Origin of the sequence: Rhodococcus sp. SB1D (genome assembly GCF_048573875.1) — a bacterium.
Taxonomy (GTDB): domain Bacteria; phylum Actinomycetota; class Actinomycetes; order Mycobacteriales; family Mycobacteriaceae; genus Rhodococcus_F; species Rhodococcus_F qingshengii.
Map to the genome: position 1 here is coordinate 241,996 of NZ_JBMAIQ010000011.1, position 17,636 is coordinate 259,631.

The 17,636-nt window shown below is 61.8% G+C and carries 17 protein-coding genes; 7 read left to right on the forward strand and 10 right to left on the reverse strand.

The window, feature by feature from the left end:
- Positions 1 to 10 precede the first annotated feature (10 nt).
- The 4 genes from ACN50D_RS23570 to ACN50D_RS23585 form a co-directional block, all read right to left on the reverse strand.
- Positions 11 to 1,423 (reverse strand): amidase, encoded by a 1,413-nt coding sequence (locus ACN50D_RS23570; RefSeq protein WP_118604933.1) that lies wholly within the window; start codon positions 1,421 to 1,423, stop codon positions 11 to 13.
- A 90-nt stretch (positions 1,424 to 1,513) separates the two neighbouring features.
- Positions 1,514 to 1,672 carry a hypothetical protein gene (locus tag ACN50D_RS23575; protein WP_003944172.1) on the reverse strand — a complete coding sequence of 53 codons (159 nt, stop codon included), beginning with the start codon at positions 1,670 to 1,672 and terminating at the stop codon, positions 1,514 to 1,516.
- A gap of 144 nt (positions 1,673 to 1,816) precedes the next feature.
- A complete protein-coding gene (locus tag ACN50D_RS23580) occupies positions 1,817 to 2,467 on the reverse strand; it encodes a sterol desaturase family protein (protein ID WP_003944185.1) in 651 nt (216 codons plus the stop codon).
- Entirely contained in the window at positions 2,464 to 3,186 is a 723-nt protein-coding gene (locus tag ACN50D_RS23585; RefSeq protein ID WP_212634059.1) for a FadR/GntR family transcriptional regulator, read from the reverse strand. Before ACN50D_RS23585 ends, ACN50D_RS23580 begins: the two co-directional genes overlap by 4 nt.
- Positions 3,187 to 3,352: 166 nt before the next feature.
- Here ACN50D_RS23585 and ACN50D_RS23590 point away from each other — a divergent pair, with 166 nt between their 5' ends.
- Together ACN50D_RS23590 and ACN50D_RS23595 are read left to right on the forward strand one after the other, a co-directional pair.
- Positions 3,353 to 4,375, forward strand: a complete 1,023-nt coding sequence (locus ACN50D_RS23590; RefSeq protein WP_212634060.1) for an ABC transporter substrate-binding protein — start codon at positions 3,353 to 3,355, stop codon at positions 4,373 to 4,375.
- Positions 4,372 to 5,385 (forward strand): ABC transporter substrate-binding protein, encoded by a 1,014-nt coding sequence (locus ACN50D_RS23595; protein WP_054831752.1) that lies wholly within the window; start codon positions 4,372 to 4,374, stop codon positions 5,383 to 5,385. Before ACN50D_RS23590 ends, ACN50D_RS23595 begins: the two co-directional genes overlap by 4 nt.
- Before the next feature lie 12 nt (positions 5,386 to 5,397).
- Here the strand turns inward: ACN50D_RS23595 and ACN50D_RS23600 are convergent, their stop codons facing one another.
- Genes ACN50D_RS23600 through ACN50D_RS23610 form a run of 3 tightly spaced genes read right to left on the reverse strand, consistent with a single transcriptional unit; the run spans position 5,398 to position 9,367 of the window.
- Positions 5,398 to 6,849, reverse strand: coding sequence for an amidase (locus tag ACN50D_RS23600; RefSeq protein ID WP_212634061.1), 1,452 nt, complete (start codon positions 6,847 to 6,849; stop codon positions 5,398 to 5,400).
- A gap of 33 nt (positions 6,850 to 6,882) precedes the next feature.
- Positions 6,883 to 8,145 carry an amidohydrolase gene (locus ACN50D_RS23605; protein WP_054188675.1) on the reverse strand — a complete coding sequence of 421 codons (1,263 nt, stop codon included), beginning with the start codon at positions 8,143 to 8,145 and terminating at the stop codon, positions 6,883 to 6,885.
- 13 nt (positions 8,146 to 8,158) lie between these two features.
- Positions 8,159 to 9,367, reverse strand: coding sequence for an MFS transporter (locus tag ACN50D_RS23610; RefSeq protein ID WP_042920610.1), 1,209 nt, complete (start codon positions 9,365 to 9,367; stop codon positions 8,159 to 8,161).
- A gap of 99 nt (positions 9,368 to 9,466) precedes the next feature.
- On the opposite strand from ACN50D_RS23610, the gene ACN50D_RS23615 reads away from it, so the two are divergent.
- Positions 9,467 to 10,501 (forward strand): Lrp/AsnC family transcriptional regulator, encoded by a 1,035-nt coding sequence (locus ACN50D_RS23615; RefSeq protein ID WP_212634062.1) that lies wholly within the window; start codon positions 9,467 to 9,469, stop codon positions 10,499 to 10,501.
- A 3-nt stretch (positions 10,502 to 10,504) separates the two neighbouring features.
- Here ACN50D_RS23615 and ACN50D_RS23620 read toward each other — a convergent pair whose 3' ends face one another.
- Entirely contained in the window at positions 10,505 to 11,218 is a 714-nt protein-coding gene (locus tag ACN50D_RS23620) for a TMEM165/GDT1 family protein (protein ID WP_058227350.1), read from the reverse strand.
- Between the two features lie 294 nt (positions 11,219 to 11,512).
- Entirely contained in the window at positions 11,513 to 12,040 is a 528-nt protein-coding gene (locus tag ACN50D_RS23625) for a hypothetical protein (RefSeq protein ID WP_003944138.1), read from the reverse strand.
- Between the two features lie 165 nt (positions 12,041 to 12,205).
- On the opposite strand from ACN50D_RS23625, the gene ACN50D_RS23630 reads away from it, so the two are divergent.
- The 4 genes from ACN50D_RS23630 (at position 12,206) to ACN50D_RS23645 (ending at position 16,830) form a co-directional block, all read left to right on the forward strand.
- The gene (locus ACN50D_RS23630; protein ID WP_212634063.1) at positions 12,206 to 13,555 is read left to right on the forward strand and encodes a DUF1254 domain-containing protein; all 1,350 of its coding nucleotides are present in this window, start codon (positions 12,206 to 12,208) and stop codon (positions 13,553 to 13,555) included.
- 156 nt (positions 13,556 to 13,711) lie between these two features.
- Positions 13,712 to 14,284 (forward strand): HdeD family acid-resistance protein, encoded by a 573-nt coding sequence (locus tag ACN50D_RS23635; RefSeq protein ID WP_003944155.1) that lies wholly within the window; start codon positions 13,712 to 13,714, stop codon positions 14,282 to 14,284.
- Between the two features lie 4 nt (positions 14,285 to 14,288).
- Positions 14,289 to 15,437 (forward strand): AI-2E family transporter, encoded by a 1,149-nt coding sequence (locus ACN50D_RS23640; protein ID WP_212634064.1) that lies wholly within the window; start codon positions 14,289 to 14,291, stop codon positions 15,435 to 15,437.
- 43 nt (positions 15,438 to 15,480) lie between these two features.
- Positions 15,481 to 16,830 carry a hypothetical protein gene (locus tag ACN50D_RS23645; protein ID WP_058227349.1) on the forward strand — a complete coding sequence of 450 codons (1,350 nt, stop codon included), beginning with the start codon at positions 15,481 to 15,483 and terminating at the stop codon, positions 16,828 to 16,830.
- Here ACN50D_RS23645 and ACN50D_RS23650 read toward each other — a convergent pair.
- The gene (locus ACN50D_RS23650; RefSeq protein WP_003944189.1) at positions 16,827 to 17,450 is read right to left on the reverse strand and encodes a superoxide dismutase; all 624 of its coding nucleotides are present in this window, start codon (positions 17,448 to 17,450) and stop codon (positions 16,827 to 16,829) included. The two genes, ACN50D_RS23645 and ACN50D_RS23650, sit on opposite strands and share 4 nt — an antisense overlap.
- Positions 17,451 to 17,636 lie beyond the last annotated feature (186 nt).

The window sequence follows — 17,636 nt, forward strand, 5'->3', positions numbered from 1 at the left end:
CGGGTGGGGCTCAGTCCTGGATTCTTCTCCAGGGCTGAGCCTCTTCCAGTTCGAAGGCCAATTCGAGGAGCGTGCGCTCGTCGCCGAGATCGGCGGAGAAATGCGAAGCCAACGGCAAACCACTGCTGGTCTGATGCATCGGTAGCGAAATCGCGGGACCTCCGGAGATGTTGTTCAGCGGCGTGAACGACGTGTACGCGATCAACTTGTCGAAAAGCTCCTCGAAAGGCTGAGCGGGAGAGAGGTATCCGAGCTCGGGGGTGGTGTGCCCCAGAGCCGGCGAGAGCACGACGTCGTACTTCAAGAACATGGCGCTGTACTGCTGCTGGAGCCGTCGCAGACGGTAGAGCACGCGCGGCGTCTTCACCAGGTTCTTCCGGTACAGCGTGTAGAGGCCCTTGGTGAGATTGTCGGTGCCGGACTTGTCGAAGTCGGGTCCGAGCATTTGTTTGCCACCGGTGGAGATGGCAAACGACAGAAAGCCCCAGTAAATGCTGAAGTCGTCGATGAATTCGGGGCCGACGGGCAGTGCTGCGTCCTCGACATGATGGCCAAGGCTTGCAAGGAGTTCGGCCGTAGCTTCGACGGACTTGCGCGTCTCGTCGTCCGTCTTGGTGACGGTGACGGAATCGGCGATCACGCCGACGCGCAGGCGGGTTGAGCTGGGTCCTTCGATCAAGCGAACCGGTGCGAGTCGCGGATTGCGGTAGTAGTTCTCAGCCGCAGACATCCATCGTGCAGTGTCGCGAACAGTCCGAGTAACGGCGCCCTGGGCAATCAACCGGATCGGCATCGACTTGTCGGCCGGATCGGCGATGGTGCGTCCGCGAGTGGGTTTGAGTCCGACGAGTCCGCAGGCAGCGGCGGGAATGCGAATCGATCCACCGCCGTCGTTGGCGTGCGCGATCGGGAGTACGCCGGCAGCAACAAGCGCCGCTGCGCCTCCCGAGGAAGCGCCCGACGAGTACGCCGGATTCCACGGGTTGTGGACGGGTTCTTCCGTCATGTATTCGGTGGACGCACTGAATCCGAACTCGGGCAGTCGGGTCTTGCCGATCGAAATGGCCCCGGTGGAGAGGAACTGCTTCGCGAAATCGCTGTCGGCTTTGGCGGGGATCGCGGTGAAGGCGGTACTGCCCTGCTGGGTGGGAAGGCCGGCGCTGTCGGTGTTGTCCTTGATCGCGGTGGGGACACCGGCAAAGACGCCCTTGGCGGGCCGGTTGCTCCTGGCGAGGGCACGATCGAAATCAGTGCAGGCCAGACCGTTCAATTGCCCCTGCACTGCCTCGGCGCGGGCGATTGATGCCTCCATGACTTCCCGTGCGGTCACCTCGCCTGATTCGATCCGGGCGGCGACGCCGGTGGCGTCGAGGTCGCCCAGGGCGTCGTCGGTGAAAGCGTGGATGGGGGTGTTCGCGGTCATGGGGATCCTTGTCAGGCGGAGGCACTCAGGTCGTCCGTCCAGCATATTGGACGGACGACCCCTGAGTGGCGCTATCTGTGGATTGCGGTATCAGCTACCGAAGATCGTCACTGCCTGCTCTGCTGCCTGCGGCGCCTGCTGGAACACTCCCTGTGGGATGAACTGCTGCGGAATGAACTGCTGGGGGCCCAACTGCTGGAAGTTCGTGACCATCGGGTGGATGACGTTGTTGAATACATCGTTGAACATGTGTTGTGTCCTTCGGTTACAGCGTTTTTCGAACTTCTGACTCCATCGACACTAAGCACGGTTCTGGCGAGTTTCAACGAAAATTGCTGATACACAGGCAAGTTCAAGTTCATTGCCAGCTGGGGGCCAGGAATCGGTCTTCCTTCACAGCTTGGACGCTGCGCCGTGCAGGTTCTTGGCTGTCGGGGAGGTCTCGACGGATTTGGGATCGGGGTACGTGCCCAGTACGCGATCGGCAGTTCCCGCGGTGGTGACGGTGAACCAGTAGTGCTCGTTCTTGAAGTGGTGGTTGCGGTGATTGCGCCAAACCGACCGGTAGAGAGCAGTTTTCGGCTTGTAGTCACTGTGGATGAGGAAATGTGTCCACTCGTAACCGAGGCCGAGCACGGAAATGAAGGTCAGGAACGTCAGACCGAGTTCGACGCGGGGAAATGCCAGGAGGGCGACGGCTGTCAGAACGGGAATCACGATCAGGAGCGTCTGCCACGGGATGAAGATGAGTGAGACGGTTCGCGGCGCAAAGTGGTGTTCCCGATGGCTGCGCGCCAGCCGTGAATCGAGTGTGACGCCGGCAATGGTTCGTGGCTTCCAATGAAGAACGAAGACGTGAATGATCCACTCCACGAAGGGGAATGCGGCAAGCATCACGAGCGGAACGAGGGCGTCGGTGATCTGCCAGTTGCCCACTGCGATGCGCGCCGCCGCGGCGGCCAGCAGCATGGTGCCGATCATCCACGGCGTCGGTGACTTGCGGAACGTCCGTGCGGCATCGGCGAGAGTGAGAGGCTTGCTCATGGTTTCAGTCCTTCCAGGAAGGTGAGAGCGTCGCCGATTGCCGTCGTGCCGGTGTGAAGGAGCTGTGCGGCTGACGTCTCGGCAGTTGGCTCGTCGTGTGAAGTGATGGCGGAGGCCAGTTTTCGATACAGGTCGGTCTGGCCGACTTCGGCGACCATGACGGATGCAAGTGCAGTCATAGCCGGCTCGTATGCAGCCCGAAGGCTGTTGAAGATCAAACGGAAGGCAATGGAATCTGCGCTGTCGACGACGACGTCCCAGAACGCCAGAGCGCGGTCTTGCAACTCCACTGGATCTTCGGTGGCGCCTAGTTGATCAACGGCCGCGTCGAGTTCTCGGGCGGATTCCGCGGAGATGCGACGGGCGGCCAGCACAGCGATCTGCGGTCCCATCAACTCGCGAGTTTCCAGGACGCTGCGCACCACGCTCAGGTCGGGGACGCCGTCGCGCACCAGCAGCTGGGGGAGAAGTTCGGGTCCGGCCTGGCGTCGAAAATCGCGCACCGACGTGGACTCGCCCTGGCGGACCTCGACGAGCCCGGCCTGGGCGAGCTTCTGAATTGCCTCGCGGACTGCGGGTCGCGAGACGCCGAATGCCTCGGCGAGCTTGCGCTCGCTGGGTAGCGCCTCGCCCGCAGTCAGCTCTCCGGCCAGCACTTTCACCGAAATCTGGTCGAAGACTGCGCCGGAGGCCGAGGTACGTGCAACGGGTTGAAACATGTACCGACCGTAACCCACTTCTCGGTAAGAGGTCAAGTGGTAATACCAGTTCAACGATTGGAGGCTTGGCGCGAAAGAGATATGTCTTGGCCAAGAGGCTTCACCGTAACGGCGCAGGTGAGAGTAATTTTAGGTAGCCCTAATTCGGATAACCGTCAGGAAACCCATGACATCGCTCCTGTTACCGACTCCAGATACCGATGCAGAGTTCGCTCGCATCACCGCTGCCCTGACTCGACGCGGCTTTCTCGGCGGAAGTGCCGCCGCGCTGTCCACACTTGCTCTCGTCGGATGCGGTAGTGGGGAGGGCGGGGACGGTGCGGACGGCGCAACTCGTACTGTGCAGACGCACTACGGATCCGTGGATGTTCCCGTCGATCCGCAGCGCATCGTCGCCGTCTCATACAACACCCCGTGGCAGTTGCAAGCCGTCGGCGCCCGACCCGTCGCGACGCTCGACTACAGCGCTTACATCGACCAGTTCACCCCGACACAGCAGAAGTTCATCGACGGCTTGTCCACGGTGGGGGTTTTCCTCGAGGTCAACCGCGAAGCCGTCGTGGCTGCCGCGCCTGATCTCATCGTCGGCGATGCGTACGAGATCGACGAGGACATGTTCCGCGAGCTCTCGAAAATTGCTCCGACAGCGGTGTATTCGGGCACGAACCGATCGGATTGGCGCGCTGTCGCCGAGGGTGTCGCAGACGCGGTCAACAAGGGTTCGGCATTGACGTCGAATCGTGAGAAGTATCAGGCGATGCAAGAGCGAATCCGCACCGAATACGCCGCGCAGCTTGGCGAGAATCGGTGGGCCCAGGTTGCTATCGGTGGTTCGGAAGGGCACTTCTCCATCTTGTATCCAACCGGAGTGACCGGCGCGATGCTCGCCGACCTGAACGTGACCCGCGGCGAATTCATCCCGGACCTGCGCCCAGCCACCGGCTTCGAAGCCTTCCCGCTCGAACAACTCGAAATGCTGCGGGACGTCACCGTCGTCATCTACCCGAAGCAGCCGAACGGAACTGATTCTGCAGGAATGAAATCCGTCTTCGCCAGCCCGCTGTGGAGCCGCATTCCGGCAGCAGCTTCGGGCCGGGTATTCGGAATCAGCACTCAGGTCACCGACTACGGCACTGCAATCAACTGGCTCAACGAACTCGAAACCGGCGCCTTGGAGGCACTTTCATGACATCACTTCTATTGCCCACCGCTGACACCGATGCCGAATTCGCTCGCATCACCGCAGCACTTACCCGACGCGGTTTCCTCGGAGCCGGTGCCTTGGCGGGGATCGGATTGCTCACGGCCTGCGGAACCAGCTCCGGTGAATCGGCCGAGGGTTCGATGCGCACCATCAACACGGCTCTGGGGCAGGTGGAAGTGCCCACCAACCCGCAACGGGTGGTCAGCGCCGATTACTACACGGGCCCCGCGATGTTCGACGCCGGGTTCACACCGGTCGGATTGCCGGTCGACTACGAGAACGCCGACGGCGTCCCGGAACCCTATGCGTCCGCTCTGCGGTCTCTCCCGAAGGTGGGACGCTGGTACGAGCCCAACGCCGAGGCGATAGCGGCTTTGTCTCCCGACCTGATCGTGATGACCAACCTGCTGTCGGAGAACAACCCGGATCTTTACGAGCAGATCCGGTCGATCGCACCGACCGCGGTTTTTGCCGAGGACGGGCAGTACGCATGGAAGGAGCGCGCCTTCGGAGTCGCGGACGCGCTGAACCAGAGCGCGAAGGTTCAAGAGTTGGCAGATCGGTACGAGGCGCGGATCGCCAAGTTCCGCAGCGACAACGCTGATGTGCTGAGCAAGGTGAAGGTCGTCTACACCACGTACTTCGAGGAGAGTGGTTTCTCGCTGTACTCGCCGACCAAGTATCAGACGACGGTCATCAGCGAGGCCGGGTTCCAGTTCAACGACCGTTCGCTCGCAATTCCCGCCGGCAGCAACGAGTGGTTCCCGAAGGAGCAGTTGGAGCTACTCGACGAGGCCGACGTCATCATCACCAACAGTGGCAAGGGCCCCATCAACGAGAAGTTGGCGAACGACACCATCTTCCAGCGTCTGCGCGCCGTCAAGAATGATCAGGTGTACTCGTTCGACTACGAGGGCGTCGCGTCCTTCGGTTGGGCCCTGACATTCCTCGAGCAGTTCCAGCCGATCGCTGAGGAGATCAGGGCCAAGCTCTGATCTCCTCAGCGATCACGAGGAAGCCGGCGCCACCACATTCAGCTTCGGTTGATGCTGGTCGGTGTATGCCCACGGGCGGATCTTCTCCAGTGCTTTGCCGATCCGGAACACGGTCGGTTCGTCGTACGTATGGCCGACGATCTGGACGCCCGTGGGAACGCCGTTGTGTGCGTGTCCACTGGGCACCGCTAGTACGGGACACCGATTGGCGACGTTGAACGGCAATGTGAGAAGTGCTTCGGCGGTGGTGTTCACGTGCTGACCCGCCACAGTGAGGCCGTCGAGCAAAGACTCGCCTGCCGGGAAGGCGATGGTGCCCGAAGTCGGGCAGATCAGCGCATCGAATGGAGCCATCGCCTCGGCGAGCTCTCGTTGCATTTGGGTTTCTTTGCGAAGGCCGTCCAGAAATGACATTTCCGCAGCGCCCTTCGACGTGATCGCGACGTTGTCGAGCGTGTAATCGGCGAGAAGATCGCCGTGGGCGCGAGCAACTTCCGCGACGGATGCCCCCATGATCGTTCCGAAATGGACTTTCACCGCTGCTGCCATCGAGTCGCGAGTCCACGGCAGTTCGATCTCCTCGACGATCGCGCCGGCATCGACCAACGACTGTGCGAGAGCCCGGGTGTTCGCCTCGATGTCAGGCTCGATGGGGAAGTCACCGAGCCGCAGGCACAGGGCAATTCGCATTCCCTCGACCGACGGGTAATCGCGGGGCAGTGTGATCGCCGGCCTCAGGGAAGAATGGTCACGCGGGTCCGGCCCGATCAGAACGTTGGCCAAGAGAATTGCGTCGTCAACAGTTCGGGCCATCGGACCGTCGCCACGGTAGGAATCCATGGACAGCGGGGCGACCCCGGCGATACGCCCGTACGATGCCTTGAGGCCGACGGTGCCGGTAAAGCCTGCCGGGCCTCGTGTCGACCCGCCGATGTCGGATGCTGTTGCCAGAGTGGTAGTTCCGGCGGCGAGTGCGGCGCCCGCACCTCCGGATGAACCTCCGGGGCTGTAATCGAGGTTCCAGGGATTGCGGGTCACGCCCCACAAAGGAGAGTGTGTGAACGCCGCGACGCAGAATTCCGGTGTCGTCGTGCGTGCGTGAATCAGGCCGCCTGCTGCCAGAACTCGGTCGATCACGGGTGCGTTCTCGCGGGCGATGTTGCCGCGCCCCGCCAGCGAACCTTCGGTCAGAGACTTTCCGGCAATAGCGTGTTTTTCCTTGGCAGCTACCGGAATTCCCTCCAACGGTCGAGGTTCGGGTCCGTGGCCGAGATATCGGCTCTCCGCTTCCCGAGCGCCGGTGAGTGCCTCGTCGAACATCTCTTCGGTGAAGGCATTGATGTGAGGTTCGAACTTCTGGGTTCGGTCGATGATTGCCTGTAGCAGTTCGACCGGAGACAATTCTCGCGCGCGAAAGTGAGCAATGGCTTCGGTGGCGCTGAGGTAGTGCAGTTCGTCTGACATGACGTTATCTCCCTGGGTAAGTCTGTGTGGGAATCACGCGCTCCGCGCAAGGGCTCCCAGCGCGGCCGCGGTCATGGCCGTGACACCTTCGGGTAGGGCCGCGGCGGGATCTGGGGCGAAGCGCGGTGAATGATTGGACGGCGTGCCGGGTGGTATCCGTCCCTCAGCGAGCGCGGCAAGGGCGGTTCCGTCGAAACTCTGCAGTGCCGTTCCGCCGAAATGCCAGAACACGGAGGGGCATTGGGCGGCGGTGCCGAAGATTCCGAAGTCCTCGCTACCTGAAAGTGGTTGTGACAGAGTGTGCATTCCCAAGCCGGCCTGTCGCAGGTCGGACATCACTGTGGACGTGGCGTCCGGAGTGTTGACCGTGGCCGGAAAGCCGTTGTACGCATGAACGTCCGGCGTCTCGACGGCGCCGGCTCCGTCCGCTTCTGCGCGGGCTATCCGGCGCACCGATTCGAGCATGTTTTCTCGTGACGTTGCGCTGAAAGTCCTCAGGCTGAGCAGTAGTTCGGCTTCATCGGCGATGATGTTCGCAGCCGTGCCGGCGTGCAAGGCTCCCACCGTGAGCACAGGTGCTGTCGGGGTTGCCGCTTCATGAGCGACCAGACTTTGAATGCGCAGCGCGAAAGACGCTGCCATCAACAAAGGGTCGATGCATGCGTACGGTGAGGACGCGTGTCCACCACGGCCGTGAAAGACCACTCGTATCGTGTCGGATGCTGCCATCAAGATGTCGGGTTTGCTGACCAACATCCCCGCAGGAGTTGGGCCCACGTGCTGTCCCAGGCAGAGGTCCGGTCGTGGGAAGCGGTCGAAGATTCCGTCGTCGACCATCGCACGAGCGCCGGAGCCGGTCTCCTCAGCAGGCTGGAAGACCGCGACAACAGTCCCGGTGATCGATGTCGGATCCGCGGAAAGTGCTGCGCACGTGGCAAGTAGCGCGGTTACGTGGACATCGTGGCCACACGCATGCATGACTCCATCAGTTCTGGAGGCGTAGGACAGCCCGGTGTCTTCTGCCACCGGCAACGCGTCCATGTCGGCGCGTAGCAGGATCACCGGACCGCTGCTCCCTTCGAGAACACCGACGACACCCGTACCGCCGACCCCGACCGTGACGTCCCAGCCACCGATTCGCCGAAGTTCCTCGGCAACAATTGCGGCGGTGCGAGTTTCGTCGCCGGACAACTCGGGGTGTGCGTGTAGGTCCCGGTAGAGCTCGAACCAGTGCGGCTCGACGGTTCGCAACCGCGACGGGTCTCCGAACTCGAGATTCGAAAGCAGTTGATTCATGGTTGATCTTCTTTCAGTTGGCGGTTTTCAGTTGCACCAGGTTCAGCATCTTTTCCCGGGTTTGTGGTGCTGCCATGACCGCGACGATCGCCACGACAGGCCCGAGCGCGAGAGATACGAACGCCGCTGACCAGGAGAGGTGGTCCACGATGAATCCGAATACCAACGGCGCGACTATTCCGGCGACCATGCCGCCGAAAATGATCATCGACGAGGCTGCTCCGACCACCGACGAAGGCAGGCTACGAAGCGGAAGTGCAAAACACGGCATGAAAGCGAAAGAGGCAGCGGCAGATCCGAGGGTGACGAGAACGACGAACAAAGCCGTGTTGGAGACGAAAGGAATCGAAACGAGCATCACGATGCACGCGAGCATGGACGGCACCACGACGACACGACTGTTGCCAGCCAGCCGATCGGAGATTCGCCCGCCGATGACGGTGGTCACGGCGGCCACCACGGTAGCCGGAATCAGAAGGAGGCTTGCGCTCGAGAGGGCGATTCCACGTTCGTCATGGAGGTACGACGGAACCCACGACGACATCCCCCAGATCACGAAGTCGTATCCGAAGAACATCAAGGCGAAGAGCCACATCGCGCGGGAGCGAAGTACGGTGCGCATGTTGTCCCAGGAAGAATCCGGACCGTGGTCGATCTCCGCCGGAAGTGCCGGCGGGAGCCACAACTTGATGCTGACGAGCGAGAGTACGCCGAGCGCCGCGACGGCCAGAAACATTCCACGCCAGCCGATCAACGGGAGAAGTGCTGCCGCAACAACGATGGCAAGAAGCGTACCGACGGCGTTGGAACTGTTCATCCATCCTGTGGCAGTGGCACGTTGCTCCGGGATGCTCCGCTCGGCAACGAGCTTTACTGCAGCTGCCGGAAACACGCCCTGCGCGAGACCGAAGAGAAAGCGAACAACCAGAAGCGTCCCGAACGACCAGGCAAGGGCAGTGAGGCCGGTGAAGACACTCCACGCCACCAACCCGATCAGAGCCATCCGGACTGCGCCGTATCGATCGGCGAGCAGTCCACCAGGCAGTTGGGCCAGCGTGTATGCAATGAAGAACGTGGAGATGATCAATCCACGCTGGGAGTAGTCGAGATCGAACTCCTCACCGAGCAAGGGGAGAGCGAGGTTGATCGCCAGCCGATCTATGTAGTCGATCGCGTACGCGACGAACAGCAACGCGACCGTGACTTTGGTGGAGCGAAGCACTGGGCCTCCAAGTGGTGAACCTGTGAAGTGATTCACACATCTTTGGCAAACAGGCAGGGATCGCCGACCAGAATGCAGTAATCCGGCAATACTGGCCCGATGAAGCCGGAATCCGACACATTCGTGATCGCGGAATCTGATCTGGAGATCATCAATGCACTTCAGCTCAACCCCCGCGCGTCGTGGACGCAGTTGTCGTCAGTGCTCGACATGGATTCGACGACGATCGCCCGCCGGTGGCGTCGCCTCGTCTCGAACGGTCATTCGTGGGTCAACGCGGTCGCAATCGGTCGAACCCACATATTCGGCTATCTCCTGATCAGGACCACACAGGATTCCGTTGCCGACGTGGGGGAGCTGTTACGTCAACTCTCCTGTGCCTATCTGTTGGCCAGGACGGAAGGCGAGTACGAATATTTCGTCGGAGTCGTGGCCGCCGACCACAAGAGTTTGGACGCCTTGGTGTGTGAGCACCTTGCCGCCGATCCTGGAATTCTGTCGATCAGAAGCCGGGTCGGGGTGAAGGTGTACCGGGACGGGTTCAGCTGGGAGCCGGGCGCTCTGGGGCAAGCGGGTCGGGCTCAGCTGGCAACGGCATCGACAAAGGGCGCTGCGGTGCCGGCAGATCCGACAGAGTTCCGCGAGTCCGACGGTGCCCTCTTGGAGGCGCTCGGCCGTGACGGACGTGCCAGCTATGCGCGTCTCGCCGCGATTTGTGGAACGAACGAGACTGCGATTCGACGGCGCTTGGCCCAACTGACTGCGTCGCAACAGTTGATTTTCCGCTGCGATGTCTCGCAACAGGCCGTCGGTTCACCGTTCGAAGTGATCTTCGAAGTCGCTGTGGACGGTTCCACCGACGAACTCGGCAATCTTGTGTCGAGTTGGCCGGAGATCAGATTGTTGGTAGCGACCACCGGAACAGCGAACATGTTGATCAGCGTGTGGCTGAGCAGCCTCGCGCAGAGTCTTGTCGTCGAGGATCGCCTCCGTCGAATCGGTAGTGTGCGGATCCTTGATCGACGTGTCTCGTTGTACCCGATGAAGCGATTCGGACAGCTGCTCGGACCAAGCGGAGTGGCGGAAGGTCATGTCCCGGTCGCAATTTGGGGTGCCGGCGACCTTCTTCGCTGAGCGTCAGTCGATCGGCGTCCGATTGTCGTCGACGAGGTGCGTAGCGGAGTCGGTCGCACGGGAGCGCTTCCAGATCATCCGAGCCAGTGCGCCCAGCACGGACACGGCCAGGACAACGCCACCGCCGATGATGCCGGCCGACGAGTCGGGGAAGATGCCCTCGAGCAGCAGCCAGACACCGAAGACGAAGAACAGCACCGCGGCGCCGATCTTGATGAATCCGTCCGGAAGGTGCTTGCCCAGCACCGAGCCGACGATGATGGCGAGAGCGTCGGCCGCCACCATGCCTACCGTCGACCCGATCCAGACGCCGATCCAGTCGTTGTCGGTGGCAAGGGTGATGGTGGCGAGCATGGTCTTGTCGCCGAGTTCTGCCAGGAAGAAGGCCGAGGCGACGGCGATGAAGGCGGATCGCGTGACGCGACCGGCCTTGTTCTGCTCGTCGTCGGTGAGATCGTCACCGCGCAAGGTCCAGAGGCCGAAGATCAGGAAAGCGATACCGCCGACGATGGAAATCGCCGCGGTGGGGAGGGCGACGCCCAGGTAGTGGCCGACGGCGACCGAGACGAGGTGAACAAGGGTGGTGGCGACGGTGATTCCGCCGAGGACGACCCACCAGCGATAGCGCAAGGCAAACGTCATTGCCATCAGTTGCGACTTGTCACCGAGTTCTGCGACAAAAATGACGCCGAAACTCAAAAGTATTGCGGCAAGCAAGATTTACTCCTCCGGTCGGTGTAGGTCGGAGGAAAAATGCGAGCCTCCGGCCTGGGCAGGCGCAGTGGGTGCGCTTGTCCGGCCGAAGGTCTCGCCCACCGAGGCCACAAGACCTTCGGTTCGCCAGGCCGGGTGCTTCGCGATCCGCACCAGGCGGAGCGCGTCGAACCAGTATGTCGACACGGGCGATTGGGGGCTACTCCCCTTCGTTGCTGCCCACGTTAGCGCGCCTGAAACGAATTGGCAAAGCGCACAGCAAGTTTGGGAGTCCGAACTTATCGCTTACCGGGGCCGTCACGAGGCGAGGAGCATGGCCAAAACAGCGGTGTCGGGATCGCTGATCGGATCGATGCCGACACGACTGATCATGGAGACGACTGTGCCGTCCGGCTCAGCCTCGACCCACGCCGCACGATGCTCCAAACCCAGATAGGGAAGGCCTGGCAGCAGTACACACCCCGACGCGCTGCCCTCGCATTCCGGCAGGCTGGGCGTGGTTTCCGACGGTGGGTGCAGCATGATCAGCGCCGGTGGCTGATGGTCGGAGAAACGGCCGGGTGTCAAGGCGAAATCGCCGAGTACCGGACCTTCGGCGACCACCAGACCGACGGTGCCCGGCTGCGGATCTTCGGGAACGTCTTCACGGACCCCGAAGACCGTCGTGGTCGGCAACAAACCTGGCATCGAGGCCACGCGGACGGCCAATGCGAGAAGCTGCGCCCACTCCTGGGTGGTGTCCGGCCAACGACCGGAAATGACGAACCCCTGCAAAGACCCAGCGGCTTGGAACGGAGAAATGCCTATTGCTTCGTTTCTGTTCATTTCTGTTCCTCCCTCGGTGCTGGGGCAAATCTCGGGCAGACGCGCATGCGTCGGTCCGGCACACCTCGTTGGGTAATCGAAATATGCACCCATTCGGTACTGGCACACAAGAGAGGGAGAGTGCCAGCCAGGTTTGCGCTGGTGAGGGCGGTGGTATGCGCAGACATGACTCTGTCGAAGAACCGTTCTCGGCTGGAAGACCTGGCAACGCAGGCGTGGATCTTCGGATATCCCCTGTTGATTGCTGTGGTATCGCGGGATGTCATGACGGCGGTGCCTTCGCCGGTGGCGATGAAAGCCCCGCTCAACCAGTTCGCATACGCGCGTACGACGCCGGATGCGACCTTCACCGATGTCGTCTCACCCAACGCGGACACTCTCTACTCGTCGGGGTGGCTGGACGTCTCGACGGAACCGCAGGTGCTCTCACTGCCGGACTTCGGCACGCGGTACTGGCTGGTCCCCATCCTCGACGCGTGGAGCGACGTGTTCACGGTTCCGGGATCTCGGACAGTCGGGCGGACCGGGGGACCGTACCTGGTGGCCGGGCCGAATTGGAAAGGCAACGTGCCCAAGGGTTTGACGCTGCTGCGGTCTCCGACAGCGATGAACTGGATAGTCGCCCGCTACGCGACGTCGGGGGGAACAGACCTGGCAGAAGTGCACAGCCTGCAGGACCGGACGCGACTCACTCCTCTGTCGGAGTGGACGGGTGACCCGCAGGACTACACGCCTGGTGAAATGCCGGTGAACCCTGCCGTCGACACGCGGACGCCGCCGGTGGACCAGGTGGCCGCCATGGACGGCGAGGCATTCTTCACCAGACTCGACGCACTTCTCGACGACAATCCTCCGCGTCCGGAGGACACCGAGATGATGAAACAACTGTCCGACATAGGAATCGGCTCCTCCTTGCCCTGGAGGTCGCGTCCGCAGGAGGTACGTGATGCCCTCGATAGAGCTGCGCGAACCGGTATGGACGTGCTGAGCGAGATCGCCGAAGAGGCCGAGGGCAGTCCGAAGAACGGCTGGACGATGCACCGCGGCTTGGGGCACTACGGAACCCATTACGCTCAGCGGGCTCTGATCGTCTGGCTCGGTTTCGGGGCCAATCTCGATGCTGATGCCGTGTACCCGCATGCCACGACGGACGTCGACGGGAAGCCGCTGACCGGGGCGAAGAAGTACGTCCTGCACTTCGAGAAGGACGAGCTGCCACCGGTCGAGGGCTTCTGGTCGCTCACGATGATGAATGAGCGGCAGTTCTTCGTGGACAACCCGATCGACCGATACGCGATTGGCGATCGAAGCGATCTGGTGTTTGCCGACGACGGTTCCCTCGACATCTATCTTCAGCACGAATCCCCTGGTGGTGAGAAGGAGCGGAACTGGCTGCCGGCTCCGTCCGGCGACTTCAACGTCTTTCTGCGCCTGTACTGGCCGAAGGCTGCAGTGCTGTCGGGATCGTGGACTGCGCCCGGTATTCGAGAAGCAAGTATTCGAGAAGCAGGCTGAAAGTCCCCTCGCTTCGTACCCGAAGAGCACAACTCGGTATCAGCCGCGCGTTTCGATGGGCGGAAAGGTCACAAGAGTCATACGATCTGTCGGTACTGCCCTGTTTGAAGAGCTGTTGAATCGGTCAGAGACACCCGCTTGTTTCGGAGGCTACTGATGGTCACGCAGAATCCGTTCGTGCAGTACGGCAAAGAGATCTGGTGGATGATCCTGATCCGCGGAATCTTCGGCGTGATCTTCGGAATAATCGCGCTCGTGTGGCCGGGAATTACCGTGGTGGCCTTGGTTTTCCTGTTCGGTATCTACTCCATCGCCGACGGTTTGATCACGATAGTTCGCGCCATCCGGGACCGCGAGCATCTGAGCTCGTGGGGTTGGTGGGTGTTCACGGGCGTCGTCTCGGTCGGAGCCGGCATCGTCGCGCTGGTCTGGCCGGGCATCACTGCGCTGGTGCTGCTGTACATAATTGCCTTCTACGCCATCATGTTCGGAATCTTCGGAATTGTCGGCGCCTTCAAGATGAAGGCGCTGCCCGGATCCAGTTGGGGATGGTTGCTCGCCGCATCGGTGCTTGCTGTCATCTTCGGCATCATTCTTCTCATCGCGCCCGGCGAAGGCATCATCAGCCTCATCTGGTTGTTGGGTTGGTACGCAATCCTGTTCGGCCTCTTCATGATCGTGGGAGCATTCCAGATCAGGAGCCGGGCAAAGGAAGCCGGTGTTCTCTAAGCCGGTGTTCTCTAAGAAGGGAAAGCCGGCCGTCGAGGCTCCCACTCCGATCCCCACGCTGTCCGGTAGTGAGAACTGGTCGATCCCGCGCGGTTTGATCGTCCTGCTCGGTATTGCCGCCACCGTGGTCGCCGTCGGCGGAATGAAGGTGTTCGGCGGCATCCTCGGACCGGTATTCCTGGCCCTGGTGCTGACGATTGCCGTTCAGCCCATTCAGGATTGGTCACAGCGCCGAGGGTGGTCCAAGTGGGTCGGGATGCTCGGCTCACTGGTCACCGTGTACTTGATCCTGCTCGGGTTGGCGGCGTCGTTGATCGTGTCGACGGCTCAGTTGGCGACGATCCTGCCGCAGTACTCCGAGGAGATGACCAACCTCCTCAACGAGGGCCGCGACAAGTTGGCCGACTTCGGAGTGAGCACCGAACAGATCCAAAGCACGCTCAGCAGTGTCGATCTCACGAAGGTTGTGGGCGTACTCGAAAGCGGGCTGGAGGGCCTGCTCGGCATCCTGTCGGATCTGGTGTTCATTCTCGCGTTGTTGTTGTTCATGGCCTTCGACGGCATGAGCATCCGCTCGCGGTTGCATGTGTTGTCCGAGCAACGTCCCGAAATCTCCTACGCGCTCTCCACCTTTGCCGCCGGAACTCGCAAATACCTGGTGGTCTCGACGGTCTTCGGTCTCATCGTGGCGGTACTCGACGGTGGCGCGCTGTGGCTCATGGGCATTCAGCTGCCCGTCCTGTGGGCGTTGCTGTCCTTCATCACCAACTACATCCCCAACATCGGGTTCGTCATCGGCGTGATTCCACCGGCGCTCCTGGGACTGTTGCAGGGCGGGCCGTGGCTGATGCTGTGGGTGATCGTCGTCTACTCCGTCATCAACTTCGTGATCCAGTCCATCATCCAACCCAAGTTCGTCGGCGACGCCGTCGGACTGTCGGTGACGATGACGTTCCTCTCACTTGTCTTCTGGTCGTGGGTTCTCGGGGCGCTCGGAGCGCTGCTGGCGATCCCGCTCTCGTTGTTGGTGAAGGCCGTCCTGCTCGACATCGACCCAGCCACGCGCTGGGCCGACATCCTGATCAGTGGGCCTCGGGACATGCCGAAGGAGGAACCCGAGGAGTCTGAGAAGCCGGCCACGCCCGCAGACTAGGGCTCTCAGTGTTTCTACAAGTTGTTGCTTTATCGTCTCGCCCATGAGCGCCGAGAACACCACAGAAAACTCCCATCGCCGGCCGTCACGACTCGGTCGACGGCTGGCAGTCGGTGGTGTGGCCGCGATCGTCGCGGCTGCGGTGGCGGGGATCGGGTTCGTGATCTTCGCGGGCGGTGCCGACACCTCGAACACCGTCGCGATCGTGAACGCCGACGCGGGAACCACGCTCGACGGCAAGGAACTTCGGGCCGGCGACACGCTGGTGGACACGTTGGGCAAGAACGAAGACTTCGACTTCCAGGTGGTCGACAACCCCGGCGGGAACTACTTCGCGACGTTGACCGTGCCGGAGGACTTCAGCGAAACCGTCGCGTCGATGTTCGGCATGGATCCACGGCAGGCGAGCGTCGACCTCGAGGTGAAGGGCTCGGATTCGGAGAAGTCGGCCGAGTTGACTCGGGCCGTGTCGGCGCAGGTCGGCGCGGACGGCATCAAGGGCCTGCTGGCTCAGACGTCGGCCGCCAGACGCTCGATCGATCAAAACCTCACCACCGCACAGATTCTGGTCGCCGGAACCAACGAGGCCGGAAAGTCCATCGATCAGGTGAAAGCAGGCGCAGGCACTCTGCTGCCGTACCTCGAGACCGCACGGTCCGGGGCGTTGGAGCTGATGAGCGTCGCGGATCAGGTGTCCGGTGTTGTCGATCAGGCGTCGGGGTCGGCGGAAGAGCTGGCCACGCGCGCGGACTCACTGGGCCTGACGCTTGGGGAGGCGTCGTCCTCGACCGCGGAACTGAAGACACGAATCGACGCGCTGCAGACTGCGCTGAACGGCCTTCCTATCCCGCCTGACGTGACAGCGCAACTGGCCGGTGTGAGTTCGGATCTCGGTGCGCTGAATGCGCAATTGGGCACCGTTCCGGCGCTGTTGGGTGGCTCGGTCGGGCCCGATACGGAGCTCGGTGATCTAGTCCGCACCGCTGTCGGGCAGCTGCAAGGCGCGAGCGATCAACTGAGCAGTGCTGCCGGACAATTGAACGACGGCCTCATTCCCATCGCTGATCAGGCGCCGCAGATGCTCGGTGACGTGACCGATCAGATCACCCAGGGATTCACGACGCTGCAAGGAATCGCCAAGTCACTGGTCACGGGCCTCGACGGCGCAAAATCCGGTATTCCCGCGATGACCACCCCGCAGCAGGTTCAGCTGACCTCGGTGCTGTCGGATCCGGTGGCCGTGAATCAGACCACCGCGAGCAGCGGTGACTCCGGAACTCGCACACTGGCATTGGTCTTCGGAGCCACGACGGTCCTGCTCGGTGGTGTTCTGCTGACACGAACGGCGGCGCCCCTGGTGAGGCGCCGCCGTTCGCAAGAAGAGCGTGACTAGACGATCAGACCTGCGGTCTGGGTACGTGCACGGTCGAAGCGAGCCGAAACGTCGTTCCAGTTGACGATGTTCCAGAATGCCTTGACGTAGTCGCCCTTGACGTTCTGGTAGTCGAGGTAGAAAGCGTGCTCCCACATGTCGAGGAGCAGCAGCGGCGTGAGGCCGATGGAGATGTTGCCCTGCTGATCGTAGAGCTGGACGATGATCAGACGCTGTCCGATCGAGTCCCACGCGAGGATGGACCAGCCGGAGCCCTGGATGGCGTTGGCGTTCGCGGAGAAGTGAGCGCGGAAGAGATCGAACGAACCGAAGTTGTCGTCGATCGCTGCGGCGAGTTCACCTTCGGGCTTGTCGCCACCGTCAGCGCTGAGGTTGTTCCAGAAAACGGTGTGGTTGGTGTGGCCACCGAGGTGGAACGCCAGGTTCTTCTCGAGCAGGTTGGCCTGCGCTGCGATGGTGTCGTTCTCACGAGCCTCGGCCAGCTTCTCGAGTGCAGCGTTGGCACCGGCAACGTAAGCCGCGTGGTGCTTGTCGTGATGCAGCTCCATGATCTTGCCCGAGATGTGCGGCTCGAGGGCTGCGTAGTCGTAGGGGAGTTCCGGCAGCGTGTAAACAGACACGAGGGTCCCTTCTTTGCGGGCTGGTGAGCCCTGGTGCTTTAGAGTGCGTCGATCACCGGTCACGGCGTGACGTCACTCGCGTATGTGCAAATCATTCTTCGGGTTTCCACCCAATAACATTCGTACACCGTCCGCAACAGTCCGGCTCAGGTAGGAATCACCAAAGAATAAAGTTTGGGAAACCGA

Coding starts and splice junctions, on each gene's coding strand:
- ACN50D_RS23595 (WP_054831752.1), top strand. CDS start 4,372: ATGACATCACTTCTATTGCCCACCGCTGACACCGATGCCGAATTCGCT.
- ACN50D_RS23580 (WP_003944185.1), bottom strand. CDS start 2,467: ATGAGCAAGCCTCTCACTCTCGCCGATGCCGCACGGACGTTCCGCAAG.
- ACN50D_RS23645 (WP_058227349.1), top strand. CDS start 15,481: ATGAGCGCCGAGAACACCACAGAAAACTCCCATCGCCGGCCGTCACGA.
- ACN50D_RS23615 (WP_212634062.1), top strand. CDS start 9,467: ATGAAGCCGGAATCCGACACATTCGTGATCGCGGAATCTGATCTGGAG.
- ACN50D_RS23635 (WP_003944155.1), top strand. CDS start 13,712: ATGGTCACGCAGAATCCGTTCGTGCAGTACGGCAAAGAGATCTGGTGG.
- ACN50D_RS23570 (WP_118604933.1), bottom strand. CDS start 1,423: ATGACCGCGAACACCCCCATCCACGCTTTCACCGACGACGCCCTGGGC.
- ACN50D_RS23605 (WP_054188675.1), bottom strand. CDS start 8,145: ATGAATCAACTGCTTTCGAATCTCGAGTTCGGAGACCCGTCGCGGTTG.
- ACN50D_RS23585 (WP_212634059.1), bottom strand. CDS start 3,186: ATGTTTCAACCCGTTGCACGTACCTCGGCCTCCGGCGCAGTCTTCGAC.
- ACN50D_RS23575 (WP_003944172.1), bottom strand. CDS start 1,672: ATGTTCAACGATGTATTCAACAACGTCATCCACCCGATGGTCACGAAC.
- ACN50D_RS23590 (WP_212634060.1), top strand. CDS start 3,353: ATGACATCGCTCCTGTTACCGACTCCAGATACCGATGCAGAGTTCGCT.
- ACN50D_RS23630 (WP_212634063.1), top strand. CDS start 12,206: ATGACTCTGTCGAAGAACCGTTCTCGGCTGGAAGACCTGGCAACGCAG.
- ACN50D_RS23625 (WP_003944138.1), bottom strand. CDS start 12,040: ATGAACAGAAACGAAGCAATAGGCATTTCTCCGTTCCAAGCCGCTGGG.
- ACN50D_RS23600 (WP_212634061.1), bottom strand. CDS start 6,849: ATGTCAGACGAACTGCACTACCTCAGCGCCACCGAAGCCATTGCTCAC.